Below are 25,154 nucleotides of genomic sequence, written 5' to 3' on the forward strand. Positions count from 1 at the left end.
GTTTCCCGGCACCGCGGGAAGGTACCCCGCCCTCCAGGAGGAACGGTCCTTCACCGCGGCGCCGTGAGCGTTCCGGATGCACGGCGGGCTTCCGCGATGAATGGTGAGTATCGGACCCGATGACATCACCGGGGCCGCAACAGCGATCCGGACCCGAGGAGCCAGAAGATGTCGACGTCCCAGCCCGACGCGTCCCGGCAGCCCGAGGACCGCGCCACCCCGGACAGCGTGCTGCACGCCCGTACCGGCACCGATGTGTCGCCGGAGGACCTGGTCCTTGCCTCCGGCAAGGACCTCACCCCGCAGAACCTCGAGTGGGCCAGGCGGAAGCTGGACGAGGAGGGCCCCTCCGCCCTGGACAAGATCCTTCCTTGAGCCCGGGGCACCCCGTACCCGCGGCAGGACGGCGCCGCCGCTCCGGAGCTCGGTCGCTCCGGAGCGGCGGCGCCGTCCTGCCGCGCGGCTCAGGTTCTGTCCGGGTCCTCCGGAAGCTCCGTCTCGTCGTCCACGACGTGCACCGCGGCCTCCTCCGCGCCGGCGGCCCCTCCGTCGACGCCGACGTCCTCGGCGACGGTCTCCTTCGTGGTGTCGGCACGCGCGCCCTCGTCCGGGGCGACCAGCCGTCCGGCCCGGCCGCTGCCCGCCTCGGGATCGACCGGTTCGCCGTCCCCGCCGGCCAGGTCGCCCACTCCGTCCCCGGCGGGCGCGGGCTCGTCCGGCACCTCCTGGGACAGCCGCTGGTCGAGGGTCTCCCCCTCGTGCTGCTCCGAGGCCGTGGTGCCGTACTTGGTCACGCCGAGGGGCTTCTCCGGCGGGGAGTAGCCCTCGTCGAGGGTGTCGTCGTAGGTCCGTTCGTCGACGGCGTCCTGCATGTCGAGCGGCGCGGCGTCCTGCTGCTCCTCGTTGGTCCCGGTGGGCTGGTACGCGTCGTCCCCCATCGGTTCGGTGCCCATGGCTTCCTCCCTGTCACGCTGCGTCGGCTCGTTCGTCTCGGGGTGTCCGGTCCGCGTTTCCCGTCACGCGATCTTTAACCTCGAACACCGGGGACACGGCGGCGCGCGGGCGACGGGTGCCCGGGCCGGGGGGACCCGTCGCCGTCACCCGCCGGAGCCGCCCGTGCCGGGCGCCGGGGCGACACGGGCCTGGAGGTCGCCGATCCGGTGGACGGGCCAGGAGCGGGCGTATCCGGGCGGGGTGCCGCCGGGGCCGGTGAGGGTGGCGACCGGGACGCGGTCCGCGGTGCGCCGGATCGCCCCGTCCGTGGTGCTCTCGTTGTTCCCGGCCGTCGCGCCGGAGGAGCAGCCCGCGTAGTAGCCGATGGGGATGGCCTGGTACCCGGTGACCAGGCAGGGCGGACGGACTCCGAGCCGGTGCAGGGTCTGTGCCGTGCGGGCCCAGTCGCGGCGGCTCTCGGTGTTGCGGTCCACGGTGTGCGCGAGCACGGTCAGCTGCACCGCGAGATGACCGGCGAGCCCGAGGGCGACCAGGGCCACGGCGACCGGCCGCCACGTCCCGCGCCCGGTCGTGACCAGGTGCCACAGCGCGTCGGCGACCGGGATCGCGAGCAGGGCGTAGGCGGGCTGGAGGAAGCGCGGCGCCGCGTACTCGATCATGAACAGGTACGGCAGCGCGGCGGTCGTGGCGCAGGCCAGCGGCACCAGGGTGCGCAGGGTGCGGCGGGCCCGTACCGCCACGGCCAGCCCGAGGAGGGCGAGCACCGGGAGGGCGAACCACCACAGGGTGACCACCGGGTGCGGCATCGGTCCGGTGCACGGGCGGCACAGGGCGCGCCCGCCCAGGCTGCGCAGCTGGTCGTCGACGGCGATGTTCGCGCCCAGACCGCCCTGGATGCGCGAGGCCTCCGCCAGCCGCTCCCCCAGGCCGCCGAACGCGGTGTACGCCTCGACGACCCACGGGGCGATGCCGGCCGCGAGGCCGCCGGCCAGGGCGAGCAGGGACCGCCGGTGCCGGCCCGCCAGGGCCAGGAGCAGCAGCGGCGCCGTCACCCAGACGGCGTCGGTGGGCCGCATCCAGGCCATGAGCGCGGCCCCGGCCACGACTCCCCACAGCGGGCCGCCCCGCGAGGGGTCCGCGCGGTGGCGCAGGAAGCAGCCGACGGCGGTCAGCGCGCCGACGGCGACCCAGTAGTTGGGCATGGCCTGGGGGCCGTAGAACAGGGTCACCCAGAGGGAGGCGAAGAAGGCGCCGGCGGTGACCAGGACACGGGTGGGGAACAGGCCGCGCCAGGAGCGCAGCGCCAGGTGGAGGGCGAGGCCGGAGAGCAGGGCGAGGTAGACGCGCAGCAGGACGGTGGACCCCGACCAGGACGCGACCGGCGCGACCAGCAGGGAGACGCCCCTGGAACGGGGGGCGCTGAAGAAGGCGGCCGGGTGGTGGGAGGTGACCTGGCTGACGTAGACGATCTCGTCCCAGCCGAGGCCCAGCACGGGGCGGACCAGGACGAGTTGGGCGACGGTGAAGACGGCGGCCAGGACGGCGAGCGGGCGGGTGCCGGCCCGTCCTGAAGGGCCCGGTCCCGGCTGCCGCTCGCGCCGCCGTGTGCCGGCGAGAAGGGCACCGGTGCCGTCGGTCATCGTCCGTCCTCACTCCCGCGCCTCGGGGGTCCGGGTCCCGCGGGCCCGGCGTCATGAGGGACGTGTTCCAGGAGACCGGCGTTCCGGAGATCTCCGACAAAGTAACCCGCGTGCGGCGGACTCGCAGGGCGGGAGACGGCCCCGCCGCGGCTGCCCGCCGCCGGTCAGCGGGTGTGCGGGCCCCGGTGCGGGGGCTGCCCGGGCGCCCGGCGCTGCCGGGGCAGCGGGACGGGCCGCCCGGCGGGGGCGCCCTCGCGCACGGTCAGCTCGGTGCCGTGGTGGCGCAGGGTCAGCGGCGGGCCGGAGCGGAGCGTGTACGTGGCCCGGTCCGGGGTGACCTCCACGCGGAGGGACCGGCCGAGGAACCGCAGGGTGAAGGCCAGACGGCCCAGTCCGGCCGGCAGCCGGGGGGTGAAGCGCAGCCCGCCCTCGTCCCAGCGCATGCCGCCGAACCCGGCGACCAGGGCGGTCCAGGTGCCGGCCAGGGAGGCGATGTGCAGTCCGTCCCGGGTGTTGTGCTCCAGGTCCGCGAGGTCCATCAGGGCGGCCTCGGCGGTGTAGGCGTGGGCCAGGTCCAGATGGCCGGTGCGGGCCGCGAGCACGGCCTGGACGCAGGCCGACAGCGAGGAGTCCCGTACGGTCAGCGGCTCGTAGTAGGCGAAGTTGCGGGCGATCTGCTCCTCGTCGAAGACCTCCTCGAAGTAGGCCGCGCGGGTGTGCATCGCCAGCACCAGGTCCGCCTGTTTGACCACCTGCTTGCGGTACAGGTCGAAGTAGGGGAAGTGCAGCATCAGCGGGTACTGGTCGGCGCGGGTGCCGGCGAAGTCCCAGCGCTGGTAGCGGGTGAATCCCGCATGCTGTTCGTGCACGCCGAGCTCGTCGTTGTAGGGCAGGTGCACGGCCTCGGCGGCGTCCCGCCAGCCGGCGCTCTCCTCCTCGTCGACGCCGAGTTCCGCCGCCCGGTCGGGGTGGCGCTTGCAGGCGTCGGCGGCGGCCAGCAGGTTCGCCCGGGCCATGAGGTTGGTGTACGTGTTGTCGTCGGCGACGGCGCTGTACTCGTCGGGTCCGGTGACCCCGTCGATGTGGAAGACGCCCCGGCCGTCGTGGTGTCCGAGGGAGCGCCAGAGGCGGGCGGTCTCCACCAGCAGCTCCACACCGGTGTCGCGTTCGAAGCGCTCGTCGCCGGTGGCCTGGACGTAACGCACCACGGCGTCGGCGATGTCGGCGTTCACATGGAAGGCGGCGGTGCCGGCCGGCCAGTAGGCGGAGCCCTCCGACCCCTCGATGGTGCGCCAGGGGAACGCGGCGCCGCGCAGCCCGAGTTGGGTGGCGCGTTCGCGGGCGACGGGGAGGGTGGTCTGCCGCCAGCGCAGCGCCTCGGCGGCGGCGTCCGGCGTGGTGGCGATCAGCAGGGGCAGTACGAACACCTCGGTGTCCCAGAAGGCGTGGCCGTCGTAGCCGGAGCCGGTGAGCCCCTTGGCGGGTATCGCGCGCCGTTCCGCGCGGGCTCCGGCCTGCAGGACGTGGAAGAGGGCGAAGCGGACGGCCTGCTGGATCTCCTCGTCGCCGTCGACCTCGACGTCGGCCCGGTCCCAGAAGTCGTCCAGGAAGGACCGCTGTTCGTCGAGGAGTCCCTGCCAGCCGCTGTGCGCGGCGGCCGCCAGCGCCGCCTCCACCTGGTCGCTCATCGCGGGCCGCGAGCGGGTCGCGGACCAGCCGTGCGCGACCAGTTTCTCCACCCGCAGCCGCTGTCCCGGCTCCAGGACCGCGGTGACGGTGAGCCGGGCCATGTCGACGTTGCTCTCGCAGCCGGTGGTGGTGCGTTCGGGGCCGTCGACGACGTGGTCGGCGGCCACGGCGACCCGCAGACCGCTGCGCCGGGTGCGGTGCACCAGGCGCAGCCGGCGGTCCTTGGCGAGGTCCTCCTCGGGTTCCAGCGGGGACTTCAGCGCACGGGCGGCGCGCGGGTCGCCGTCCGGTCCGGGCAGGCTCTCGTTGGCGACCAGTTCGGACTGCACCACCACCCGCGTCCGGCTGTCGACGGGCTCGACCTCGTAGGCGACGGCGGCGACGGCCCGCTGGGTGAGGGAGACCAGCCGGGTGGAGCGCACCCGGACCGTGGAGCCGGCCGGGGAGGTCCATTCGCAGACCCGCTCGAGGACGCCCCGGCGCAGGTCCAGGGTCCGCTCGTGGCTGACCAGCCGCCCGTAGCGCAGGTCGAACGGCTCGTCGTCGACCAGCAGCCGGATCACCTTGCCGTTGGTGACGTTGATGACCGTCTGGCCCGACTCCGGGTATCCGTAGCCGGCTTCGGCGTAGGGCAGCGGGTGCAGTTCGTGGACGCCGTTGAGGTAGGAGCCGGGCAGGCCGTGCGGTTCGCCCTCGTCGAGGTTGCCGCGCCATCCGACATGGCCGTTGGACAGCGCGAACACCGACTCGCTCTGCGCCAGGACGCCGAGGTCCAGGCTCCGTTCGCGTACGGTCCACGGTTCCACCGCGTAGGCCCGCTGTGTGATCACTTCCCACCCCCGAGTTCGGCCAGGTCCGGCACGACCCGGTCGGCGCCGTGCGCGTACAGCGCGTCGGCCTGGCCCACCCGGTCCACGCCGACGACATACCCGAAGTGCCCGGCGCGGCCCGCGTCCATGCCGGCCAGCGCGTCCTCGAACACGGCGGCCCGGGACGGCTCGACGCCCAGGTCCGCGGCGGCGGCGAGGAACGTGTCGGGCGCCGGCTTCCCGGGCAGCCCGCGCTCGGCGGCGACCACGCCGTCCACGCGTACGTCGAAGAGGTCCTCGGCGCCGATCGAGCGCAGCACGTCACGGCAGTTGGCGCTGGAGGAGACGATCGCGGTGCGCAGTCCGCGGGCGCGCACCGCCGCCAGATAGCGCAGGGTGCCGTCGTAGGCCGCCACGCCGTCGGTGCGGATCCTCGCGAGCAGCCGCTCGTTCTTGCGGTTGCCGAGGCCGTGCACGGTGCGGGCGTCCGGCGGATCGCCGGGGTCGCCGTCGGGCAGTTCGATGCCGCGGGAGGCGAGGAAGGTGCGGACGCCGTCGGCGCGCGGGCGGCCGTCGACGTACTCGTCGTAGTCGGCGTCGGTGAACGGCCGGAAGGAGTCGCCGTCCCGTTCGCGGAGGAAGGCGTCGAACGTCTCCCTCCAGGCGGCCGCGTGGACGACGGCCGTCTTCGTGACGACGCCGTCGAGGTCGAAGAGGCAGGCGAGGATGTCATCGGGCAGACCCAGATCCGTCATACAGGACACCGTTCCCCGTCCGGCGCCCGGACAGTGGGTGGCGCGGGCCACATGGCGGCAGGGCTCGGGTGGCACACTCTCCGGTGTGACTCCGGCCTTCGACGACCTCCTCCGCCGCGCCCGTGCCCTGCCGCGGGGCGGGCGGCGCGCGGTCCTCGGCATCGCCGGCAGCCCCGGCGCGGGCAAGTCCACCCTCGCCGGAGAGCTGGTCCGGCAGCTGAACGGCGCCGGGGAGCCGTGGGTCGCGCACGTCCCCATGGACGGCTTCCACCTCGCCGACGCCGAACTGGACCGGCTCGGCCGCCGGGACCGCAAGGGCGCCCCGGACACCTTCGACGCGGCGGGGTACGCGGCGCTGCTGCACCGGCTGCGCGAGGAGGAGTACGACGAGGTGGTGTACGCGCCCGGCTTCGAGCGGGTGCTGGAACAGCCGGTCGCGGGCGCGGTCCCGGTGCCGCCGGCCGCCCGGCTGGTGGTGACGGAGGGCAACTACCTGCTGCTGGGCACCGGTGCCTGGGCCCGGGTCCGGCCGCTGCTGGACGAGGTGTGGTTCTGCGTCCTCGACGAGGAGGAGCGGCTGCGCCGGCTGATCGCCCGGCATGTGGAGTTCGGCAAGAGCCCCGAGGAGGCGGCGGCGTGGGTCGGGCGCAGCGACCGGCGCAACGCCGAACTGGTCGCCTCGACACGGGGCGCGGCCGACCTCGTCGTGCCGGGGTCCGCGGTGCCGGGGCGGTCAAGGCCCGCCGAATCCGCCGACCGCGACGCGGCCCCCTGACCCGGGCTCTCCGCCGGGCGTGATCCCGCACGGTCCGGCCGCGGTGCCAGGCACGCCGTGGCCCGGCCTGCCATCTGCCCCTCGCCGGGGCTGTGTTCGGGGTGTTCCTGCCCGTGACGGCGGGCGGTGTGCTCGCCGTGCGCTGTCCCGTGCCGTGCCGTCAGCCGGTGCCCGGCCGGCCCGCGCGCTGGAAGGCGTCGGCGCTCACATGCGGCATCACGCTGCTCGCCACCCGGTAGCGACCGTTGGGGACCTCGGTGGAACGGTGGACGTGCACGGCGAGCGGGCCGGCCCACTCGTAGCCGTGGCGTGCGGCGTGCCTGGCCAGCCGGTCGGTGAGCGCCTGCCCGACACCGCTGCCGCGCCGGGTCAGCTCCTCGTGCACCGGGGCGGCCAGTTCCACGTCGTAGGCGTTGGGGACCATCACCCGGCCCGCCCGGCACACGACGGCCTTGCTGTCGCACTCACGCCGCAGCGCGTCGACGAGTTCGGCCGACTCCCGGCCGGTCATCCGCCTCCACAGCGCCTCCCATCGGTTCTCCAGGGCCTTCTCCAGCACACTCAGGGCGCTCATGCTTTCACCTGCCGAAACATAGGGGCGGGGGACAGTGGGCGAACGGCGGGTTCACCGGCGTTCCGGTGCGAAGTCGTCGGGCCGGACCTCCGCCTCCTCCAGTGCCTCGCGCATCGTGCGGCCGGTGCCGCCCCGGGCGCGTGCCCCGTGCTCGGTGTGCTCGGCGTGCGGCTCGACGGTGTCGTCGGTGTCCCGGGTCTTCGGCCGGTTCTCCTCGGGGACGGTCATGTCCGGTGGCTCCAGGTGTGATGAGGGGTCGCTGCTTCGCTGCGTCAGCGGGTTCCCCCGGGACGCGCGGGTATCCCCGGCGGAGCGGGTCCGGTGCCGCTACGGCGGGAAGACCGGCCGTCACGGTGGGTGGGCTATGTTGAACCCTCGTGGGACACGAAGGAGGCGCACCGGTGCGATCGCCGCAGCAGGCACGCGCACAGGCGTCCGCGATCACCTCGGGGAAGACGGGCCGCGGTCCGGACGTGTCCCCGACGGCCCAGCTCCGCACGCTGTTCGACCGGCCCCGGCTCTCCCCCGGCCAGCGGCGCATCGCCCAGTACCTGATCGAGCACATCACCGAGGCGGCGGTCCTGTCGATCACGGACCTCGCGGACCGGGTCGGGGTGAGCCAGCCCTCGGTGACCCGGTTCGCCTCGGCGGTCGGCTTCAGCGGCTATCCCGCGCTGCGCGAGAAGCTCCAGGCGATCACCCTCGGCGCACGGGCCGGCGGCCCCGCGGAGGAGACCGGGGGCAACGAACTCCAGGCGGCGGTCGACGCCGAGATCGAGAACCTGGAGAACCTGCGGCGGGACTTCGCCGACGCCGACCGGTTCATCGAGACCGGCCGCCGGCTGGCCGCCTCCACGCCGCTGACCGTCCTGGGGCTGCGCATCTCCGTCTCGCTCGCCGAGTACTTCGCCTACGCCGCCCGCCGTGTCCACCCCGATGTGCGGCTGGTGACGCGGGGCGGCAGCGTCGCCTACGACGCGCTGCTGCAGTCCCGGGAGGCGGGCGGCACCTGGGTGCTGGCCTTCTCCATGCCGCGGCACGCCCAGGAGACCCTGACGGCGGTGCGGGTCGCCCGCGGCGCCGGGCTGAAGGTCGCGCTGATCACCGACCTGGCGCTGGGCCCGATCGCGGACGAGGCCGACGTCACCTTCGCCACCGGCACCGGATCGCGGCTGGTGTTCGACTCCTACGCCGCTCCGGGCGTGATGTGCGCGGCACTGCTCCAGGCCATGACGGACGCCGATCCCGAGCGGACGCAGGCGCGGCTCGACGAGTACGAGCACGTCGCCGACGCGCACCGGTTCTTCCTCCGGGACTGAGCCGCCCCTGGCAGCCGCCGGGGGACATCCGCGCCAGCACGCATGAATGTTTTCATACGTCTTGAAAAGCACTTGGCATATATAAATACTGCTCACGGGTCGCCCACGCCCGCGGCGCCGCACACCCGGAAGCGATGAACATGTCCGTGCCCACCACGCGTCCCGGTCCCGACTGGCCCTGCCAGGTCAGGACTCCCGGCAGCTACGACTGGGAACGCTCGGCGGCCCGATGGCTGCGCGAGCTGGTGCCCGCACGCTACGCGAGCTACCCGGCGTTCGTCCGGCACCCCGTGCTGCTGGCCCGGCACGCCCAGGTGCAGGTCGAGCACGAGATCCGGATGGCCCGCACCGCACTGCAGACCGCCCGTGCCGACCTTCCCCGGATGGGACTGCACGAAGGAGTCATCGAGCACACCATCAAGCTCTACGCGGCCGAGGTCATGCAGCTCCAGCACCTCGCCCGCAGCGTGCGCGCGGTCACCCAGGCCCTTGCCGGGGCGGGCCGCTGACCGCGGCCGCACCCGATACCCGCCACACCTCTCCCGCTCCGGGCGGCCCGGGGAATTCCGGTCCACAAATCGGACAACGAACCGGGAAAGGTGTGCGATGCTCATGGCGTGATGAGGGAGCCCGTTGTCCCGGTCGAGCCCGCAGCCGCTCCGGACCCGGCGGAACCGGCCGGGGTTCTCCACCGGCGGCGTGCCGAGATCGACCGGCTGCGCGGGCAGGCCTCGACGTCGGCCGTCGTGGAGCGGGCCACCGGGGTCGTGATGGCGCTGACCGGCTGCTCCGCCGACGCCGCGGGCGACACGCTGCTCCGGCGTGCCGAGGCGGCCCGCCGCACGCTGCTGGAGGAGTGCTGGATCACCCTGGGGGAACCGGCGTCCGCCCGCTCCGGTGAGCCTCCCGCGCGGCCGGACGGGGACACCGGGCCCGCGCCGGCCGTTCCGTCCCCTCCCGACGACGTCGCGGGAGCGCTGAGCCGCCTCGCCCGGGTCCTCGTGCACACCGCCACACCGCAGGAGCTGGCCCGGCGACTGCTGGAACACCTCGGACCGGACCTGGGCGCCGACTCGGTCATGCTCTACGCCCGCCGCACCGGCGGTGGCCTCGAACTGCTCGGGCAGGCCGGATCCGGTGAGCGGCCGGCCACCCGGCGGCAGGGACCCCCGGTCGGCGAGGCCGCCGTGCTGGAGGTCCTGGAGACCGGTGAACCTCGCTGGCTGGAGGACCTGGCGGCGGACGGCGCCCGGCGTCCGGGGGCCGGCGAACCGGCGGAACCTGTTCGGTCCGGGGCCTTGCTGCCACTGCCCGGCGAGGACGGCTCCGAGGTGTGCCTCGGCGTGCTGCGCGGCCGCCCCGGCCCGTTCACCCCGCGCGACCGGGCCCATCTGCGGGGGGCCGTACGGCTGTCCGCCGGGCGGCTGCGCAGCTTCGCCGCACCGCGGGAGCCGGCGCCCGGCCCGCCGACCGACGCCGTACGCTCCGTGTTCGCGGCGCTGCCGGTCGCCGCGATGCTGCTGACCCCGCTGCGCGGCCCCACCGGTGAGCCCGAGGACCTGCGCGTCGAGGCCGTGACGGAACAGGCCGCCGACGTCCTCGACCACGACCGGGACGATCTGGGCGGACGGCGGCTGCGGGAGGTACGGCCCGATCTGACCGACACCCCGGTGTGGCGGGGCTGCCTGGACGTGCTGGCCGGCCGGGACGGCTACGAGAGCGAGCCGTTCGCCCACCAGGAGGTGGTGAACGGCGTCCTCGAGTGGGCCACGTACTCGGTACGGGTGACCCGGACGGCGGGCGCGCTGCTCGTCACCTGGGTGCGGCACACCCCGCACGACCGGCAGGAGCAGCGCCTCGCCGACCTGCAGCGGCTGGGCAACCTCGGCTGGGCGAACTGGAACCTCTCCACCCGGGAGGCGTCCTGGTCGCCGCAGGTCTACACGATCCTCGGACGGGATCCGGCGGACGGCCCCGTTCCCCTCGCCGGCATCCCGGAACTCGCGATGCCCGAGGACCGTTCCGCGCTGGCCCAGGCCGTCGACGGCCTGGTGCGCGAGGGCGTGGCCTTCGACGCCCGGTTCCAGATCGGCGGCACGCCCGGCGTCCGGCACCTGCGGCTGGTCGCCGAGGCGATGGCCGACAGGCACGGTACGCCCGTCGAGGTGCACGGCTTCCTGCAGGACCTGACCGCGCGGCGCCGGGCCGAACTCGCCCTGGTGGAGAGCGAGCGCGCGATCCTCACCCAGCACGACGTGCTCCAGTCCGAACGCGTCCTGGTGGCCCGGCTGCAGCACGCCCTGCTGCCGCTGCCCGAGGGGCCGGTGAACCTGGCCGGGCTGCGCGTGGAGGTCGCCTACCTCCCCGCCCAGTCGGGCACACACGTCGGCGGCGACTGGTTCAGCGCGATAGAACTGCCCGACGGGGATGCCCTCTTCGTCGTCGGCGACGTCGCCGGGCACGGGGTGGACGCCGTCGCCACCATGGCCCAGCTGCGGTTCACCGCCAAGGGCATGGTGATCACCGGGTCCTCGCTGACCGGGGCGCTCGCCCGGCTCAACACCCTGCTGCTGCACTCCCGCGACAGCCACGGCACCGCGACCATGGTCCTGGCCCGCTACCGGGCCGCGGAGCGGCGGCTGCTCTGGGCCCAGGCGGGACACACCCCGCCGCTGCTGCTGCGCGGCGGCAAGGTGACGTATCTGCGCCGCCCCGGCGGCATGCTGCTCGGCGGGTCCACCACACCGCGATTCGAGGAGGCCGAGTGCCGTCTCGAACCGGGCGACCGGGTCCTGCTGTACACGGACGGCCTGGTGGAACGTCCCCCGGAGAACATCGACGTGGGTCTCGGACGGCTCGCCGCGACCGTCGCCGCCCACCCCGGTGACGAGAGCGGGTCTTTGGGGACGCTGCTGGACGCAATGCTGGAGGTCGAGCGCCGCGACGACGTGTGCGTACTGGACATCCGGGTGCCCACGGACCGGTAGCGGACGGGTCAGCCCTCCGGGCGGCCGGTGTGGGACTCCAGCGCGAGCCGGGTGTCGTCGCCGTAGACGCCGGTCTCGTCGCCCCGCACCCCGTACCAGAGCTGGAAACGGGCGACGGCGGCGGAAAGGGTCGCGTCGTAGCGGCCGTCGGTGGCGCCCGACCGGTAGACGTCCGGGATCCGCAGCAGCCGCTCCTGGAGCTCGGCCACCTCAGGACCCGAGTCGCCCTCGCGGAGGAACCCCTCCTCGGCGGGGACCCTGGCCGGCGCCGAGGGGGCGCTCGTCGCAGGAGCGGTCGCGGAGGGGCGCGGGGCGGGTGCGGCGGTGTCGCCGGCGACGCGCTCCACCGTGAGCAGCAGTGCGCAGCCGAAGCCGGCCACCGCCGCGGCGGCGACGGCGAGCGCCAGAGCGGCGCGGCGCCGCCCCGCCGGGTGCCCGGGCGCCGGCGGCGGGGCGGTGGGGACCGGAGGGATCTCCTGGGTGCTGTCCTCGGATCCGGCGGGCGGCCGTCGCGGCGGCACCGACTCGTATCCGCCCCGCCCCTCCTCCTCGCACTCCCGGAACAGTTCCGCGAGGGCGTCGGTGCGGCGCGGGCGCAGTACGCGGATGGGTTCCAGGGGCGGTCCGGGTGGCCGTCCCGGCTCGGACGGTGTCGTCACATCGCTCTCCTTCCTTGCCGTGGGCGGGAGTTGAGCAGCTACGGCAGGAGATACGCGGCGCGGACGTCACCGGTTCAGGCTCACGTCCCCGCGACGCCGCGGAGGAAGCGGCGCAGGGACGCCGCCATGGCGGACACGAACGCCTCCCGGCCCGCGTCGTCCAGAGCGTCGAGGGAGAGGTACGGGTTGAGGTCCTCCAGCTCCACCAGCAGCAGCTCGCCGCCCGGCGCACGGCAGGCGTCGACCCGCTGGATGCCGTGGTCGAGGACGTTCCACTCGATGAAGCGCCGGGCGAACTCCAGGTCGTCGGAGGTGGGTTCGTACGGCTGGAGCTGCCAGCGCCGCGCGGGGTCGGGGGCGTGGAGGGCGTACTGGAAGGAGTGGTCGACGAAGTAGAAGGAGATCTCGTGGACGAAGTCGATGTACGGCTGCACCAGCACGTCGCCGTCGGCCGGGCCGCCGGCCTCGTCGGCGGGGACGACCCGCAGCCCTATGGAGTCGGCGCCCAGCCGGGGCTTGACGACATACCGGTCCGCGCGGGGCAGCCGGTGCAGGTCCTCCGGCCGGCCGACGGTGGGGATCACCGGCAGGCCCGCCTCGGTCAGGTCGAGCAGGTACTGCTTGCCGGCCATGTCGCCGCGGCCGTCGAGCGGGTTGTAGACCGGCTTGCCGGTCGCCGTGGCGTGCTCCCGGAAGGCGGCGTAGGCCTCCTGGTACGCCAGCACGGGACCGCTGTTGCGGACCACCACGGCGTCGAAGCCGTCCATCAGGGCGACGGCGTCCCGCGGATGGCACAGCGCGAGGTCGAAGTGCTCGCGCAGCCGGGAGGTGAGGAAGACGTCCTCGTCGCCGTAGCGGCGCCCGCGGGCCGGGTAGGCGAGGTCGGTGACGTACAGGACACGGGGGCGTGCGGGCGGCATGCGGGCTCCTCCGGGACGGCGCTGGCTCGATCATAGGAACGGGCCCCGCGGGCCGGTCCGGCGGTACTGAGTTCCGTCCCGGGAGTGCACGGAGTGCCACCCGTGGCCGCCCGGTGCTACGTTCCGTGCATGAGCTCCAGCAACGCGGCTCCGGCCCGCGGTGACGACGCCGGGAAGCCGCCGATGCGGGACGCCCTGGTCGCGGCGGCGTTCCGGCTGTTCCTGGAGCGCGGGTACGAACGGACCACCGTCGACGACATCGTGGCGCTCGCCGGGGTGGGGCGGCGGTCCTTCTTCCGCTACTTCCCGTCCAAGGAGGACGTGGTCTTCCCCGACCACGAGCGGTGCCTGGCGGACATGGAGGCGTTCCTGGCGGCGGGCTCCGGCGACGACCAGCCGGTGCGCAGGGTCTGCGACGCCGCCCGGCTGGTGCTGCTGATGTACGCCGAGAACCCGGCGTTCTCCGTGCAGCGCTACCGCCTCACCAAGCAGGTGCCGGGCCTGCGGGCGTACGAGCTGTCCGTGGTGTGGCGGTACGAGCGCGCCCTCGCCGGGTATCTGCGGGCCCGTTTCTCCGGCCTCCGGGACGGCGTCCTGCGGGCCGATGTGATCGCGGCGGCCGTGGTGGCCGCGCACAACAACGCGCTGCGTTCCTGGCTGCGTTCGGACGGGAAGGGTGACGCGGAGGCCGCGGTGGACCACGCGCTGGAGCATGTGCGGGCCGCGTTCGGCGCCGGGCCGGCGGTCACGGCGGGCGGAGGGTCCGACGACGTGGTGGTGGTCGTCTCGCGGCGCGGGGCGCCCCTGTGGCGGGTGGTGCAGGAACTGGAGACCGCGCTCGGACGCGGGTGAACCCGGCTCTCCGAATTGAGGGTACGGAGTGCCTTTACGAGTGACACTCAGTGCCATACCCTGTGGCTGTGCACGGTGGCACGGCGCGGCGGCAGCCGCCTGCCAAGTGGCCGCGCGCGCGGGATTCCGGGCCGATTGCAGGGAGTTGACCAGCGTGTACCACCACTCAGGAAGCGTCGCTCAGCAGACAGCCGGCTCCCCGACGGGGGTTCTCGACCCCAAGGGCCCGGACCACTCGGACGCCATGCTCTACCAGCGCTGCACCTGGTGCGGCACCGCCATGTACCACCGGCTGCTGTGCCCGGTCTGCCAGGGCAGCGAGCTGCGCACGGAGCGCAGCGAGGGCGTCGGGACGGTCCGTCATTCCACGGTGCTGCACCGCAACACCCCGGCGGCGCGCAATGTGTCCCTGATCGAGATGGCTGAGGGCTTCGTGGTGCGCGGCCGGGTCATGGGGCCGCCCATCGGCATCCACGGCGGCGACCGGGTGCGGCTGTCGACGGCCAAGGACCCGGTGCGCGGCGAGCCGGTCTTCCAGCTCGTCGACGAACCGTTCCGGGCCTGGACCTGACGGCCGCCGGGCGCGGGCGCCTCAGAGCGTGACGCGGATGCCGACCGTGCCGGTGAGGCCGCGGCGCAGCCGACTGCCCAGGAGGGTCAGCCGGCCCACCGGGCCGTACTTGCGGGCGATCAGCCGGCGGTAGCGGGCGGTGGTGGCCGGGTCGCAGATCTCCGCCGTGGCGGGGACCTGGTCACCGGTCGGGTTGCCGCGTACGTCGCACGGGCCGACGAGGACGTCGCCGCGCGCGCGGATCCGCTTGACCTTCCACGAGTCGGCGACGGTCCACACCCCGAGCGCGTCCCCGTCCCGCACCACCCACACCGGAGTGGCGACAGGGGTGCCGTTCTTGCGGTAGCTGGTGACCAGCAGGTACTTCCCTGATCCGAGCCGGTCCGTCAAGTCCTCGTCCATGGGGGGAAGTCTACGCGCGCGGACGCCGCGCGACGAAGACGAGCTCCCGGCCCGGACGGTCGGGCGCGTCCCGCACCGGCCCGACCTCGTAGCCGTGTCCGGCGAGGTCCGCCTCGACCTCCTCCCGCTCGCGGAAGCGCAGCGTCGAGTCGGAGGTGAGGACCGCCCCGTCCGCGGCGAACACGTAGGTCGTGCGGAACGTCACCAGCGTGCCGTCCACCTCTGTCACCTGGTGCCAGGTCTCGACCGTCCCGACGCCGGGCAGCTCCGCCCTGCGGTACGACTCCTCCCGGTTCCACCCCTCCCAGGCCCGCCGGGCCGGATCGCGGGTCTCGAAGACCAGATGTCCTCCGGGCCGCAGTGCCGCGTGGGCGCCCCGCAGGGTGCCGTGCCAGGCGTCGGCGCCGGCGATGGCCTGGGCGACGTTCGCCGTCATGGTGGCCAGGTCGACGCGCAGCGGCGGCAGCGCCGTCGCGTCGCCCTCGATCCAGCGGACCCGGGCTCCGCCGGGCTTGCCCCGGGCCACGTCGAGGGACGCCCCCGCGGGGTCGACGCCGACGACCTCGATCCCGCGGCAGGCCAGGAGCAGGGCGAACACGCCCGTTCCGCAGCCGATGTCCAGCACGCTCCGGGCCCCGAACTCCTCCGCGACGGCCAGGTACGCGTCGAGATCGCTCCGGTCGGGGTCGAGCGGGTCGTAGACCGCGGCGAGCCGCGGAAGGCCGAAGGACTCGTCAGCCACGGACGCCTCCGGCCCGCTCCACGGCGGCGGCCGTCCGCCGCACCGCCTCTTCGAGCACCTCGGGTGAGGCGGCGAGGTTCAGGCGGGCGTGGCCCGCGCCTCCCGAGCCGAAGGGGAGGCCGGAGTTGAGGGCCACGCGGCCGTGCTCGAGGAACGCCTGGGCGGGATCGTCGCCCAGGCCGAGGGCCCGGCAGTCGAGCCAGGCGAGATAGGTGGCGTCGCCCGGGCGGTAACGGATCCCCGGCAACCGCTCGGCCAGCAGCGCGGCGAGCAGCCCGCGGTTGGCCTCGAGTCCGGCGAGCAGGGCGTCCAGCCAGGCGGTGCCGTCGCGCAGGGCGGCGGTGTGGGCGAGGATGCCGACATGGCTCGGGCCGTGGCCCACCTCCTCGGGCATCCGCGCCAGGTCCCCGGCCGCCTCCGGTCCCGCGACGGCGAGGGCGGCCTTGAGGCCCGCGAGGTTCCACCCCTTCGACGCCGACATCAGCGACAGGCCGCGCTCGCCTCCCTGCACGCTCAGGTACGGCACGAACCGCGCGTCGCCGACGACCAGCGGCGCGTGGATCTCGTCGGCGACGACGCGTACGCCGTACCGCTCGGCGAGGGCCGCCACGGCGGTCAGCTCCTCGGCGGTGTGCACGGTGCCGGTGGGGTTGTGCGGGCTGCACAGCAGGTAGGCGGCCCGTCCCCGGCCGGCCGTGATTCTCCGGAAGGTGTCCTCCAGGACGTCGAGGTCGATCCGCGCGTCCCCGCCCAGCGGGGCCTCGACGACCCGGCGGTCCAGGTTCCGGACGAAGTCGTGGAAGGGCGGGTACACCGGCGGGTTCACCACGACCGGGTCCCCGTACCCCGTGACCAGTTTCAGCATCTCGACCACGCCCAGCATGACGTCGGGCACGATCGCGGTGCGCTCCACGGCGAGCCCGCCCCAGTCCCACCGTTTCGCCGCGAAGGCGGCGAGCGCCTCGGCGTAGGCGGTGCCGGCGGGGTAGCCGGTGTCGCCGAGCTCCATCGCCTCGGTGACGGCGCGGACGACGGGTTCGGCGAGGGGCACGTCCATCTCCGCGACCCACAGGGGCAGGACGTCCTCGGGATGGGTGCGCCACTTCATGCTGGTGCGGCGCCGCAGGGTTTCCAGGTCGAGGGCGCGCAGCGGATTCGGTTCACCGGACGTCTCGTGCGGATTCCTGGTCATGTGCACACGATAGGGGCCGTGGTGCGCGTGGTCATCGGGGCGACGGGGCGGGCGCGGACGGGATCCGGTCGGCGCTGAACGCGCCGGGCCCCGGCCCCGTATGGGAAGAGGGCCCTCGACTCGGGAGCGGCCCCGCGGTGTTCGCACCGTGCCGCTGAGGGTTCGGGAGTCATGCATGAGGCACGCACGACGACGGGTCGTCCGGCGAGTGACGAGGCTGGCGGCCGTCGGCGGACTCCTCCTGGGGGCCACGATGGTCACCCACGCCGTCGCCGGTGAGCCCGGAGCGCCCGCCGCTGTCCCGTTCTCCACCGCGGAGGAGACCACGCCCGGTCCCGGCGCCGTCGTGGTCGCGGAGCTCGGTACGTCCCGTACGGCGGGCAGCTGGATCGCCGGGGACGGCGCGACGGTCGTCGCGGTCACCGACGAGGAGGCGGCGGCCGAGGTGCGCCGGGCCGGCGCCGAGCCGAAGCTGGTGCGCCACAGCATGGACGACCTCAAGTCGGCTACTAAGAAGCTGAGTTCGGCGACCCGGGTGCCGGGCACGGCGTGGGCCATGGACTACCGGTCCAACCAGGTCGTCGTCCGGGGCGACAGCACGGTGTCGGCGGACGACTGGTCCGGCCTGACCGAAGTCGCGGACGGCATCGGCGACTTCGTCCGCATGGAACGGAGCGGGGGCGTCTTCACCACCCGTGTCAACGGGGCGCAGCCCATTCTGTCGACGGCCGGCCGCTGCTCGGCGGGCTTCAACGTGACGGACGGGAAACGGGACTTCGTCCTGACGGCCGGGCACTGCGGGCCCGAGGGGTCGGTCTGGTTCGCCGACGACCGGGCCAGGCAGGAGGTGGGGACGACCGTCGCCGGAAGCTTCCCCGGGGACGACTACTCGCTGATCCGGTACGCCGGCGGCCGGGCGGGCGAGGGCGCCGGAGTGGTGGCGGTCGGCGACGGCAAGGGAGTACGGATCACGGGGGTGGCGGATCCGACGGTCGGCCAGCGGGTGTTCCGCAGCGGCAGCACCAGCGGGCTGCGGGACGGCGAGGTGACGGCGCTCAACGCGACGGTGAACTATCCGGAGGGCACGGTCAGCGGGCTCATCGAGTCCAATGTGTGCGCGGAGCCCGGGGACAGCGGCGGTCCGATGTTCTCCGAGGGCGTCGCGCTCGGTGTCACCTCCGGCGGCAGCGGTGACTGCCGGACGGGCGGGACGACGTACTTCCAGCCGGTGACGAAGGCGCTGGCGCGGCTCGGTGTGCGGCTCATCGTGGCGCCCGAGGCGGACGGCGGTGCGGCGGCCCCCTCCCCCGCCCCGTCCCGGACCGAGGGCGCCGCGGCTCCGGACGCGGCCTCGCCGGGGTCGTCGACCGCGGTGCGGGGCATCCTCCCGGAGCCGTCGACTCTGCTGTCCCGGCTGGCCGACCCCCGGAGCGTCGGGCCCGGCCTGCTGGTGATCGGCGGCAGCCTGGCCGCCCTGGTGGCGTCGCGCTGGATACGGGCGGAGCAGGACCGCAAGGCCTACCGCCGTCAGTACTCGGCGACGTGGGGGTGAGCGTACGGCGGGCGGCGCCGCCGGCGGGACGGATGCGGGCGGACCGGTGTCCCGCGGAACGCCGTGTCCCGCGGGAGCCGGGGCCGGTACGAGAAGGGCACCCGTGCGGTCGCGGGTGCCACGGGGACGGGACGGCGAGGCGGCCGGGGGCCGCTCAGGCGGCCTGCGGGAGGGCCGAGGCCCACTCCTGGACCAGGCGCCGGTACTCCTCGCGCTGTTCGACGCTCAGTGTCCCGCCCGACCGGAGCCACAGGGCCCGGATCTCCTCGTTGACCTCGGCAGCCGATCGCTCGGAGGAGGGTTCAACAGTGGTGGACATGTCGTGAAGCATACGGGGCCCGACGTGAAGACGCTGTGAGTAATCGCACGCTCATGGGACATTTCCGACAGTGTCCCTGCTCACGTCCATCTGCCAAGTCACGTGGGCGAGTTCACACCTCGGCCGGCCCCGTCCCACCGCGGCGGGACGGGGCCCCGGGGCCGGTCAGGTGCCCGGCTTGCGGCCGTACACGTAGACGTCGTCGCCGGTCTTCAGCAGCGACCAGTACTTCTTGGCGGCGGTCTTGGTCATGTTGACGCAGCCGTGCGAGCCGGGCGGGTTCCACATGCTGACGCCCACCGAGTGGAACGCCTGGCCGCCGTCGAAGAACTGGCTGTAGGGCATCGGCACGTCGTAGATCGTCGAGACGTGGTCGATGTTGCGCCAGTAGACCTTCTTGAGGCCGGTGCGGGTCTCGTACCCGTTGCGACCGGTGCGGACCGGGACGGGCCCGTAGACCAGCTTCTTCCCGTCCTGGATCCAGCTGAGCTGGAGCGTGAGGTTCACGCAGGCGATACGACCCTTGTTCGTCGGGCATTTGCCCGACTTGTTCGGGTTCTTCCCCACGGCCTTCTGCTTGTTCATCAGGTCCATCACACCCCAGGTGACGGGGCCGGCGTACCCGATGTTCGGCGTGATGCCGTGCTTGGTCTGGAAGGCGCGGATCGCCTTGCAGTCGGCGGAGGACTGCTTTCCGTCGACCGGACGGCCGAGGAACTTCTCCACCTTCTTCTGGTACGGCCCCGTCGAGGATGTGCAGCTCGCCGCCTGCGCCGGGGTCGCCCCGAGCGCGAGTGCGAGCGGAGCCACCAGCGAGGTGACCCCCAGGACGACGGCACTCCGTCTACGTATGTCCCCCATAGTCTGTTTTGCCCTTCCGCAGAGGTGAGCGCATGGCGTGCGCACTCTGCCAGGTAGACGACCCAACGGGAAAATCGGTTGTAGGGGGCGACAGGACTGTTACGCGGACGGCTCGCACGACCCCTCCGCGCGCAGCGCCTGCCGGAACCCGGTGTTGACCGCGGTGATGCCGCCGTCGACGACGAGGGTGGTGCCGGTGATCCAGGAGGCGTCGCGGGAGGCGAGGAAGGCGATCCCGGCCGCGATGTCCTCGGGCTCGCCCACCCGGCCCAGGGGGTAGAGGCGCCCGGCCGCTTCGAGGTCGTCGTCCCTCCCCGCCCAGGCGCGTGTGCGGACGGTCCCCGGCGCCACCAGGTTGACCCGGACCCCGCGCGGCGCCGCGTGCCCGGCGAGGGTGCGGGTGAGGGAGCCCAGACCGGCCTTGGCGGCGCTGTAGGCGTGGTTGCCGAAGTCCTGGAGGCCGTTGACCGAGCCGACGCACACGACGGCGCCCCGGCCGGAGGCGGCGAGGTGCGGGAGTGCGGCGCGGCAGCAGCGGTACGCGCCGGTGAGGGTGACGTCCAGGTCGGCGGCCCACTCGTCGTCCGGCTCGTCCTCGAAGCGGGGCGCGTCCGCGGTGCAGTGCGCCGCGTTGTTCACCAGGACGTCGAGCGAACCGAAGGCGTCCACGGCGTGCGCCACGGCCGCCTCGACCGAGGCCCGGTCGGTCACGTCGCAGGCGAAGGCCTCGGCGCCGGGCCCCCGCCCCCGCAGCGCCGACGCCGTCCGCTCCGCCTCGTCCAGGTCCACGTCGGCCACCAGGACCCGCGCCCCCTCCCGCGCGAAGCGCAGGGCGGTGGCCGCGCCGATGCCGCGTGCCGCCCCGGTGATGAGAACCCCGTACCCCTCGAAGCGCCGTGTGTCCGTCGTCATGGGGTGAAGGTAGCCGCCCGGTGATCACGGCGGCAGGGGGCGGACGGGGATCAGCGGTAGCCGGTCACGTCGGCCGGCCTGCCCGCGTCCTGGACCTCGACGAGATAGCGCCAGGCGTCGGGGCGGCTGCCGTCGAGGTCGGTGAAGCCGTACTCCCGGGCCAGGCCGCCGCTGGAGAGGGAGGTGCCGTTGAAGCGGGCCGCGTCGGGGTCGGCGGCGAGCGCCGCGACGGCCCGTCCGACATAGCGCGGGGTCTCCGAGATGGCGAAGTGGGGGACCTTCTCGAGGGCGTCGCGCCAGTTGTCCTCGCGTACGCCGAAGTGGTCGAGCATGATCTCCGAGCGCATCCAGCCCGGGGTGAGGGCGACGGCCGTGGCGCCGCGCGGGCCGAGTTCGTGGCCGAGGGCGAACGCCATGCGCAGCACGGAGGACTTGGCGAGGTCGTAGAAGAAGGAGACGCGGTAGTTGTCGCGGTTGTAGTCGGCGGTGCCGTCGGTGACCTCGACGACGAGTCCGCCGGGGTTGCGCAGCAGCAGGGGAAGGGCGTGGTGGCTGGTGATCGCGTGCGTCTCGACCGCGAGGCGGAGCAGACGCAGTCCCTTGTCCAGGTCGTGCTCCCAGACGGGCGCCTCCCAGTCGAAGAGGGTCTCGCCGCCCCAGATGTCGTTGACGAGGACGTCCAGGCGGCCCTGTTCGTCGGCGATCCGGCCGACCAGCGCCTTCACCTGCCCCGGATCGAGGTGGTCGGCCGGCACCGCGATTCCCCGGCCGCCCGCCTCGGTGACCAGGTCGGCGGTGTCCTCGATGGTCTCGGGGCGGTCGTACTCGGAGCGGCGTGCGCGGGTGCTGCGGCCCGTGACGTACACGGTCGCACCCGCCGCTCCGAGTTCCACGGCGATGCCGCGCCCGGCTCCCCGGGTCGCCCCGGCCACCAGCGCGACCCTTTCCTTCAACTGCTCCGACATGTACGGCCTCCCGTCACCGGCTCTCTGCTGTCGCTTCGAGGGTGGCGGGTAAGCCGGACATCTTCTGTCACCTTTTCGCGCCGGTCACCCGGGCGGGTCCGCTCAGTGGCCCCGGGCGATCCATTCCTCCAGGTGCGGGGCCTCCGCGCCGATGGTGGTGGGGTCCCCGTGACCGGTGAGGACCTTGGTCTCGGGCGGGAGGGCCAGCAGCCGGTCCCGGATCGAGTCGATGATCGTCGGGAAGTGGGAGAAGGAGCGGCCGGTGGCGCCCGGACCGCCCTGGAAGAGGGTGTCGCCGGTGAACACGGTCGCCAGCCCCGGGTCGTACAGGCAGACCGCGCCCGGCGCGTGCCCGGGGGTGTGCAGCACCGTGAGGTCGGCGCCGGCGGTCTCGATCACCTGGCCGTCGACCAGCCAGGAGTCGGGGTCGCGGTCCGGGTGGGTCTGCTTCCACAGCGGCAGGTCGTCGGGGTGCAGCCAGATGGTGGCGCCGGTGCGCTCGGCGAGGGCGGGGGCGGCGTCGATGTGGTCGTTGTGGGCGTGGGTGCACACGATCGCCGTAAGGCGCCGGTCCCCCACCGCCTCGGCGATGGCGTCGGCGTCATGGGCGGCGTCGATGACGATCGCCTCGTGGTCGTCGCCGACGATCCACACGTTGTTGTCGACGTCCCAGGTGCCGCCGTCGAGGCTGAACTGCCCGGAGGTGACGAGTCGTTCGATGCGGGCGGTCATCACAGCACCACCACCGAACGCAGCACGTCGCCGCGGTGCATCCGCTCGAAGGCCTTCTCCACCTCGTCGAGCTGGATGGTCTCGGTGACGAACGCGCCGAGGTCCAGGCGGCCCTGGAGGTGCAGGTCGATCAGCATCGGGAAGTCCCGGGAGGGCAGGCAGTCGCCGTACCAGGAGGACTTCAGGGAGCCGCCGCGGCCGAAGACGTCCAGCAGCGGCAGTTCGAGCTTCATCTCCGGGGTGGGCACGCCGACCAGGACGACCGTGCCGGCCAGGTCACGGGCGTAGAAGGCCTGCCGGTACGTCTCGGGGCGGCCCACGGCGTCGATGACGACGTCGGCGCCGAAGCCCCCGGTGAGTTCGCGGATGGCCTCGACCGGGTCGGTCCCGCGGGAGTTGACGGTGTGGGTGGCGCCCATGGAGCGCGCGGTCTCGAGCTTGCGGTCGTCGATGTCGACGGCGATGATCCTCGCCGCGCCGGCCAGCCGGGCTCCGGCGATCGCGGCGTCCCCGACGCCGCCGCAGCCGATGACGGCGACCGAGTCGCCCCGGCCGACCTCGCCGGTGTTGATCGCGGCGCCGATGCCCGCCATCACCCCGCAGCCGAGCAGTCCGGCGACCTGCGGGGAGACCGCGGGGTCGACCTTGGTGCACTGACCGGCCGCGACCAGGGTCTTCTCGGCGAACGCGCCGATGCCCAGGGCCGGGGACAGCTCGGTGCCGTCCTTGAGGGTCATCCTCTGCTTCGCGTTGTGGGTGTCGAAGCAGTACCAGGGGCGTCCGCGCAGACATGCCCGGCACTTCCCGCACACCGCACGCCAGTTGAGGATCACGAAGTCACCGGGCGCCACGTCGGTGACGCCGTCGCCGACCGCCTCGACGACGCCCGCGGCCTCGTGGCCGAGCAGGAAGGGGAAGTCGTCGCTGATGCCGCCCTGCTTGTAGTGCAGATCGGTGTGGCACACCCCGCAGGCCTGGACGCGGACGACCGCCTCGCCGGGCCCGGGATCGGGCACGACGATCGTCTCGATCCGCACCGGCTGGTCCTTGCCGGGGGCGATCACGCCGCGTACTTCCTGCGCCATGCTGCTGACTCCTTCTTCGGCCAGTGGTTCCCTACGACCCTACGCGCGAATGATCGCGGGTGCCGACCGCCGTGCGGCAGGCCCGCCCCGGCGACGTAGCCTGAACGCTCCGTCCGACGCCGAGGGGGGCGACGTGAGCATCACGACCGAGGAAACCGGACCACCCGCGTGGCGGCTGCTTCTGGGGTACGTCCGGCCGCACCGGTGGGCCCTGCTGGGCGGCGCCCTGCTGTCGCTGATGACCGGGGCGACGGGGCTGATGCTGCCGCTGGTGGCGCGGGACCTGATCGACGACCTCGCGGACGACCGGGCGATCACCGGCGCGCTGCTGCTGATGTCGGCGCTCGTCGTCGCCAACGCCGTCCTCGGGGCGCTGGGTTCGTACGTGCTGAGGCGCACCGCCGAGTCGGTGGTGCTCGGGGCGCGGCGCTCGCTGTCGTCGTACCTGCTGCGGCTGCGGATCACCGCCGTGGACCGCAGTGAGCCGGGTGACCTGATGGCCCGCATCACCTCCGACACCACCCTGCTGCGCGAGGTGACCACGGACTCGCTGGTGGGTCTCGGCACGGGCGGTCTGACGCTCCTGGCGACCGTGACGCTGATGGGCTTCGTGGACCCGGTGCTGCTGGGGGTCACGCTGGGCGTGATCGCGCTCGCGGGCACGGTGCTCGGCGTGATCGTGCCGCACATCAACCGGGCCTCCCGGCAGGCGCAGGACGCGGTGGGACTGATGGGCGCCTCGCTGGAGCGGGTGCTCGGCGCGCTGCGCACGGTGAAGGCGTCCGGCGCCGAGCCGCGGGAGGAGCGGGCGCTGCACGACGCCGCGCAGGAGTCCTGGCGGCAGAGCGTGCGGGCCGCCAAGTGGTCGGCCGCGGCGGGCAACACGGCCGGGCTGGCGATGCAGATCGCGTTCATCACCGTGCTCGCGGTGGGGGGCGCGCGGGTGGCGACGGACGCCATCGACGTCGGGACGCTGGTGGCGTTCCTGCTGTTCGTCTTCTATCTGATGTCGCCGATCCAGCAGGTCGTCGGCGCGCTCACGCAGTACCAGACGGGCAGCGCCGCGCTCGCGCGTATCCAGGAGGCGCTGCGGCTGCCCGCCGAGCCCGCGGACGGGCCCGCCGCGCTGCCCACGCCCGGCGCGGCGCCCGCCGCGCTGGCCTTCGAGGACGTCCGCTTCCGGTACGCCGACGACCTGCCGTACGTCCACCACGGAGTGACGTTCACCGTGCCCGCCCAGGGCATGACGGCGTTCGTCGGCCCGTCCGGCGCGGGCAAGACCACCGTGTTCTCGCTGATCGAGCGGTTCTACGACCCCGGCTCCGGCGTGATCACGCTCGACGGGCGCGATCTGGCCGACTGGGAGCTGTCGCGGCTGCGGGCGTCGATCGGGTACGTGGAGCAGGACGCGCCGGTGCTGTCGGGCTCGCTGCGGGACAACCTGCTGCTGGGCAACCCCGAGGCGGACGACGGCACCCTGACGCGGGTGCTGAAGACGACCCGGCTCGACGGGGTGGTGGCACGGCTGCCGGACGGGCTCGACACCCTGGTCGGGCATCGCGGCACCAAGCTGTCCGGCGGTGAGCGGCAGCGGGTCGCGATAGCCCGCGCCCTGCTGCGCCGGCCGCGGCTGCTGCTGCTCGACGAGGCCACCTCGCAGCTGGACGCGGTCAACGAGGCGGCGCTGCGCGACACGGTCGCCGACGTGGCCCGTACGACGACGGTCCTGGTGGTCGCGCACCGGCTGTCCACGGTGACGGCGGCCGACCGGATCGTGGTGATGGACGCGGGCCGGGTCCGGGCCGTGGGCACGCACCGGGAGCTGGTGACCGCCGATCCGCTGTACGCGGAGCTGGCGGCCACCCAGTTCCTGGCGACCGCCGAGTGA

The 25,154-nt window shown here is 73.8% G+C and carries 26 protein-coding genes; 9 read left to right on the forward strand and 17 right to left on the reverse strand.

Features of this window, described 5'->3' with window-relative positions; all coding sequences use genetic code 11:
- Window positions 1-168: 168 nt before the first annotated feature.
- Window positions 169-375 carry a hypothetical protein gene (locus CNQ36_RS02480; protein WP_004935757.1) on the forward strand — a complete coding sequence of 69 codons (207 nt, stop codon included), beginning with the start codon at window positions 169-171 and terminating at the stop codon, window positions 373-375.
- Window positions 376-464: 89 nt separating this feature from the next.
- Here the strand turns inward: CNQ36_RS02480 and CNQ36_RS02485 are convergent, their stop codons facing one another.
- From CNQ36_RS02485 to CNQ36_RS02500, 4 genes are all read right to left on the reverse strand, one after another.
- On the reverse strand, window positions 465-953 hold the full coding sequence (locus CNQ36_RS02485) for a DUF5709 domain-containing protein (RefSeq protein WP_121544746.1): 489 nt from the start codon (window positions 951-953) through the stop codon (window positions 465-467).
- 144 nt (window positions 954-1,097) lie between these two features.
- The gene (locus tag CNQ36_RS02490; RefSeq protein ID WP_121544747.1) at window positions 1,098-2,594 is read right to left on the reverse strand and encodes a hypothetical protein; all 1,497 of its coding nucleotides are present in this window, start codon (window positions 2,592-2,594) and stop codon (window positions 1,098-1,100) included.
- A gap of 164 nt (window positions 2,595-2,758) precedes the next feature.
- A complete protein-coding gene (locus tag CNQ36_RS02495) occupies window positions 2,759-5,113 on the reverse strand; it encodes a glycoside hydrolase family 65 protein (protein ID WP_121544748.1) in 2,355 nt (784 codons plus the stop codon).
- A complete protein-coding gene (locus tag CNQ36_RS02500; RefSeq protein ID WP_004935742.1) occupies window positions 5,110-5,847 on the reverse strand; it encodes an HAD family hydrolase in 738 nt (245 codons plus the stop codon). Before CNQ36_RS02500 ends, CNQ36_RS02495 begins: the two co-directional genes overlap by 4 nt.
- Before the next feature lie 85 nt (window positions 5,848-5,932).
- Here CNQ36_RS02500 and CNQ36_RS02505 point away from each other — a divergent pair, with 85 nt between their 5' ends.
- Entirely contained in the window at window positions 5,933-6,622 is a 690-nt protein-coding gene (locus CNQ36_RS02505; RefSeq protein ID WP_121544749.1) for a nucleoside/nucleotide kinase family protein, read from the forward strand.
- Window positions 6,623-6,782: 160 nt separating this feature from the next.
- Here the strand turns inward: CNQ36_RS02505 and CNQ36_RS02510 are convergent, their stop codons facing one another.
- Window positions 6,783-7,196, reverse strand: a complete 414-nt coding sequence (locus tag CNQ36_RS02510; RefSeq protein ID WP_004935736.1) for a DUF3662 domain-containing protein — start codon at window positions 7,194-7,196, stop codon at window positions 6,783-6,785.
- 51 nt (window positions 7,197-7,247) lie between these two features.
- Window positions 7,248-7,424, reverse strand: coding sequence for a hypothetical protein (locus CNQ36_RS34570; RefSeq protein WP_163013183.1), 177 nt, complete (start codon window positions 7,422-7,424; stop codon window positions 7,248-7,250).
- Window positions 7,425-7,597: 173 nt separating this feature from the next.
- On the opposite strand from CNQ36_RS34570, the gene CNQ36_RS02515 reads away from it, so the two are divergent.
- From CNQ36_RS02515 to CNQ36_RS02525, 3 genes are all read left to right on the forward strand, one after another.
- Window positions 7,598-8,515, forward strand: a complete 918-nt coding sequence (locus CNQ36_RS02515; RefSeq protein WP_040907985.1) for a MurR/RpiR family transcriptional regulator — start codon at window positions 7,598-7,600, stop codon at window positions 8,513-8,515.
- A gap of 134 nt (window positions 8,516-8,649) precedes the next feature.
- A complete protein-coding gene (locus CNQ36_RS02520) occupies window positions 8,650-9,024 on the forward strand; it encodes a hypothetical protein (protein WP_004935729.1) in 375 nt (124 codons plus the stop codon).
- Between the two features lie 111 nt (window positions 9,025-9,135).
- Complete coding sequence (locus tag CNQ36_RS02525; RefSeq protein ID WP_163013184.1) at window positions 9,136-11,502, forward strand: SpoIIE family protein phosphatase; 2,367 nt, start codon at window positions 9,136-9,138, stop codon at window positions 11,500-11,502.
- A gap of 8 nt (window positions 11,503-11,510) precedes the next feature.
- Here CNQ36_RS02525 and CNQ36_RS02530 read toward each other — a convergent pair whose 3' ends face one another.
- Together CNQ36_RS02530 and CNQ36_RS02535 are read right to left on the reverse strand one after the other, a co-directional pair.
- Window positions 11,511-12,161 carry a peptidoglycan-binding domain-containing protein gene (locus CNQ36_RS02530; protein ID WP_121544751.1) on the reverse strand — a complete coding sequence of 217 codons (651 nt, stop codon included), beginning with the start codon at window positions 12,159-12,161 and terminating at the stop codon, window positions 11,511-11,513.
- Between the two features lie 80 nt (window positions 12,162-12,241).
- Window positions 12,242-13,081: an ATP-grasp domain-containing protein gene (locus CNQ36_RS02535; protein ID WP_121544752.1), complete on the reverse strand. Its 840-nt coding sequence runs from the start codon at window positions 13,079-13,081 to the stop codon at window positions 12,242-12,244.
- A 129-nt stretch (window positions 13,082-13,210) separates the two neighbouring features.
- Here CNQ36_RS02535 and CNQ36_RS02540 point away from each other — a divergent pair, with 129 nt between their 5' ends.
- Both CNQ36_RS02540 and CNQ36_RS02545 read left to right on the forward strand, forming a co-directional pair.
- Complete coding sequence (locus CNQ36_RS02540) at window positions 13,211-13,933, forward strand: TetR family transcriptional regulator (protein ID WP_121548336.1); 723 nt, start codon at window positions 13,211-13,213, stop codon at window positions 13,931-13,933.
- 154 nt (window positions 13,934-14,087) lie between these two features.
- Window positions 14,088-14,504, forward strand: coding sequence for a Zn-ribbon domain-containing OB-fold protein (locus CNQ36_RS02545; protein ID WP_004935715.1), 417 nt, complete (start codon window positions 14,088-14,090; stop codon window positions 14,502-14,504).
- A gap of 21 nt (window positions 14,505-14,525) precedes the next feature.
- On the opposite strand, the gene CNQ36_RS02550 is transcribed toward CNQ36_RS02545, so the two are convergent.
- Genes CNQ36_RS02550 through CNQ36_RS02560 form a run of 3 tightly spaced genes read right to left on the reverse strand, consistent with a single transcriptional unit; the run spans window position 14,526 to window position 16,840 of the window.
- Window positions 14,526-14,906: a PPOX class F420-dependent oxidoreductase gene (locus tag CNQ36_RS02550; protein WP_121544753.1), complete on the reverse strand. Its 381-nt coding sequence runs from the start codon at window positions 14,904-14,906 to the stop codon at window positions 14,526-14,528.
- A 10-nt stretch (window positions 14,907-14,916) separates the two neighbouring features.
- On the reverse strand, window positions 14,917-15,648 hold the full coding sequence (locus CNQ36_RS02555) for a class I SAM-dependent methyltransferase (protein ID WP_121544754.1): 732 nt from the start codon (window positions 15,646-15,648) through the stop codon (window positions 14,917-14,919).
- Window positions 15,641-16,840: a MalY/PatB family protein gene (locus CNQ36_RS02560; RefSeq protein WP_121544755.1), complete on the reverse strand. Its 1,200-nt coding sequence runs from the start codon at window positions 16,838-16,840 to the stop codon at window positions 15,641-15,643. The genes CNQ36_RS02555 and CNQ36_RS02560 overlap by 8 nt, the downstream gene beginning before the upstream one ends.
- Before the next feature lie 175 nt (window positions 16,841-17,015).
- On the opposite strand from CNQ36_RS02560, the gene CNQ36_RS02565 reads away from it, so the two are divergent.
- Window positions 17,016-18,392 (forward strand): S1 family peptidase, encoded by a 1,377-nt coding sequence (locus CNQ36_RS02565; protein ID WP_163013185.1) that lies wholly within the window; start codon window positions 17,016-17,018, stop codon window positions 18,390-18,392.
- Window positions 18,393-18,546: 154 nt separating this feature from the next.
- Here CNQ36_RS02565 and CNQ36_RS02570 read toward each other — a convergent pair whose 3' ends face one another.
- From CNQ36_RS02570 to CNQ36_RS02595, 6 genes are all read right to left on the reverse strand, one after another.
- A complete protein-coding gene (locus tag CNQ36_RS02570; protein ID WP_163013144.1) occupies window positions 18,547-18,711 on the reverse strand; it encodes a hypothetical protein in 165 nt (54 codons plus the stop codon).
- Window positions 18,712-18,876: 165 nt separating this feature from the next.
- Window positions 18,877-19,572 (reverse strand): L,D-transpeptidase family protein, encoded by a 696-nt coding sequence (locus CNQ36_RS02575; protein WP_121544757.1) that lies wholly within the window; start codon window positions 19,570-19,572, stop codon window positions 18,877-18,879.
- Window positions 19,573-19,671: 99 nt separating this feature from the next.
- The gene (locus CNQ36_RS02580; RefSeq protein ID WP_121544758.1) at window positions 19,672-20,484 is read right to left on the reverse strand and encodes an SDR family NAD(P)-dependent oxidoreductase; all 813 of its coding nucleotides are present in this window, start codon (window positions 20,482-20,484) and stop codon (window positions 19,672-19,674) included.
- Window positions 20,485-20,534: 50 nt separating this feature from the next.
- Window positions 20,535-21,449, reverse strand: coding sequence for an SDR family oxidoreductase (locus tag CNQ36_RS02585; RefSeq protein WP_004935690.1), 915 nt, complete (start codon window positions 21,447-21,449; stop codon window positions 20,535-20,537).
- Between the two features lie 102 nt (window positions 21,450-21,551).
- A complete protein-coding gene (locus tag CNQ36_RS02590) occupies window positions 21,552-22,181 on the reverse strand; it encodes an MBL fold metallo-hydrolase (RefSeq protein ID WP_004935687.1) in 630 nt (209 codons plus the stop codon).
- Window positions 22,181-23,266, reverse strand: coding sequence for an S-(hydroxymethyl)mycothiol dehydrogenase (locus CNQ36_RS02595; protein WP_004935684.1), 1,086 nt, complete (start codon window positions 23,264-23,266; stop codon window positions 22,181-22,183). Before CNQ36_RS02595 ends, CNQ36_RS02590 begins: the two co-directional genes overlap by 1 nt.
- Window positions 23,267-23,399: 133 nt before the next feature.
- On the opposite strand from CNQ36_RS02595, the gene CNQ36_RS02600 reads away from it, so the two are divergent.
- The gene (locus CNQ36_RS02600) at window positions 23,400-25,154 is read left to right on the forward strand and encodes an ABC transporter ATP-binding protein (RefSeq protein WP_121544759.1); all 1,755 of its coding nucleotides are present in this window, start codon (window positions 23,400-23,402) and stop codon (window positions 25,152-25,154) included.

Origin of the sequence: Streptomyces fungicidicus, from assembly GCF_003665435.1 — a bacterium.
Taxonomy (GTDB): domain Bacteria; phylum Actinomycetota; class Actinomycetes; order Streptomycetales; family Streptomycetaceae; genus Streptomyces; species Streptomyces fungicidicus.

Excerpts from the sequence above, each read along its gene's own strand:
- CNQ36_RS02560 (WP_121544755.1), bottom strand. The coding sequence starts at position 16,840 with ATGACCAGGAATCCGCACGAGACGTCCGGTGAACCGAATCCGCTGCGC.
- CNQ36_RS02510 (WP_004935736.1), bottom strand. The coding sequence starts at position 7,196 with ATGAGCGCCCTGAGTGTGCTGGAGAAGGCCCTGGAGAACCGATGGGAG.
- CNQ36_RS02580 (WP_121544758.1), bottom strand. The coding sequence starts at position 20,484 with ATGACGACGGACACACGGCGCTTCGAGGGGTACGGGGTTCTCATCACC.
- CNQ36_RS02485 (WP_121544746.1), bottom strand. The coding sequence starts at position 953 with ATGGGCACCGAACCGATGGGGGACGACGCGTACCAGCCCACCGGGACC.
- CNQ36_RS34570 (WP_163013183.1), bottom strand. The coding sequence starts at position 7,424 with ATGACCGTCCCCGAGGAGAACCGGCCGAAGACCCGGGACACCGACGAC.
- CNQ36_RS02585 (WP_004935690.1), bottom strand. The coding sequence starts at position 21,449 with ATGTCGGAGCAGTTGAAGGAAAGGGTCGCGCTGGTGGCCGGGGCGACC.
- CNQ36_RS02550 (WP_121544753.1), bottom strand. The coding sequence starts at position 14,906 with ATGGACGAGGACTTGACGGACCGGCTCGGATCAGGGAAGTACCTGCTG.
- CNQ36_RS02570 (WP_163013144.1), bottom strand. The coding sequence starts at position 18,711 with ATGTCCACCACTGTTGAACCCTCCTCCGAGCGATCGGCTGCCGAGGTC.
- CNQ36_RS02575 (WP_121544757.1), bottom strand. The coding sequence starts at position 19,572 with ATGGGGGACATACGTAGACGGAGTGCCGTCGTCCTGGGGGTCACCTCG.
- CNQ36_RS02590 (WP_004935687.1), bottom strand. The coding sequence starts at position 22,181 with ATGACCGCCCGCATCGAACGACTCGTCACCTCCGGGCAGTTCAGCCTC.
- CNQ36_RS02535 (WP_121544752.1), bottom strand. The coding sequence starts at position 13,081 with ATGCCGCCCGCACGCCCCCGTGTCCTGTACGTCACCGACCTCGCCTAC.
- CNQ36_RS02565 (WP_163013185.1), top strand. The coding sequence starts at position 17,016 with ATGAGGCACGCACGACGACGGGTCGTCCGGCGAGTGACGAGGCTGGCG.
- CNQ36_RS02500 (WP_004935742.1), bottom strand. The coding sequence starts at position 5,847 with ATGACGGATCTGGGTCTGCCCGATGACATCCTCGCCTGCCTCTTCGAC.
- CNQ36_RS02540 (WP_121548336.1), top strand. The coding sequence starts at position 13,211 with ATGAGCTCCAGCAACGCGGCTCCGGCCCGCGGTGACGACGCCGGGAAG.
- CNQ36_RS02525 (WP_163013184.1), top strand. The coding sequence starts at position 9,136 with ATGAGGGAGCCCGTTGTCCCGGTCGAGCCCGCAGCCGCTCCGGACCCG.
- CNQ36_RS02490 (WP_121544747.1), bottom strand. The coding sequence starts at position 2,594 with ATGACCGACGGCACCGGTGCCCTTCTCGCCGGCACACGGCGGCGCGAG.
- CNQ36_RS02520 (WP_004935729.1), top strand. The coding sequence starts at position 8,650 with ATGAACATGTCCGTGCCCACCACGCGTCCCGGTCCCGACTGGCCCTGC.
- CNQ36_RS02595 (WP_004935684.1), bottom strand. The coding sequence starts at position 23,266 with ATGGCGCAGGAAGTACGCGGCGTGATCGCCCCCGGCAAGGACCAGCCG.
- CNQ36_RS02480 (WP_004935757.1), top strand. The coding sequence starts at position 169 with ATGTCGACGTCCCAGCCCGACGCGTCCCGGCAGCCCGAGGACCGCGCC.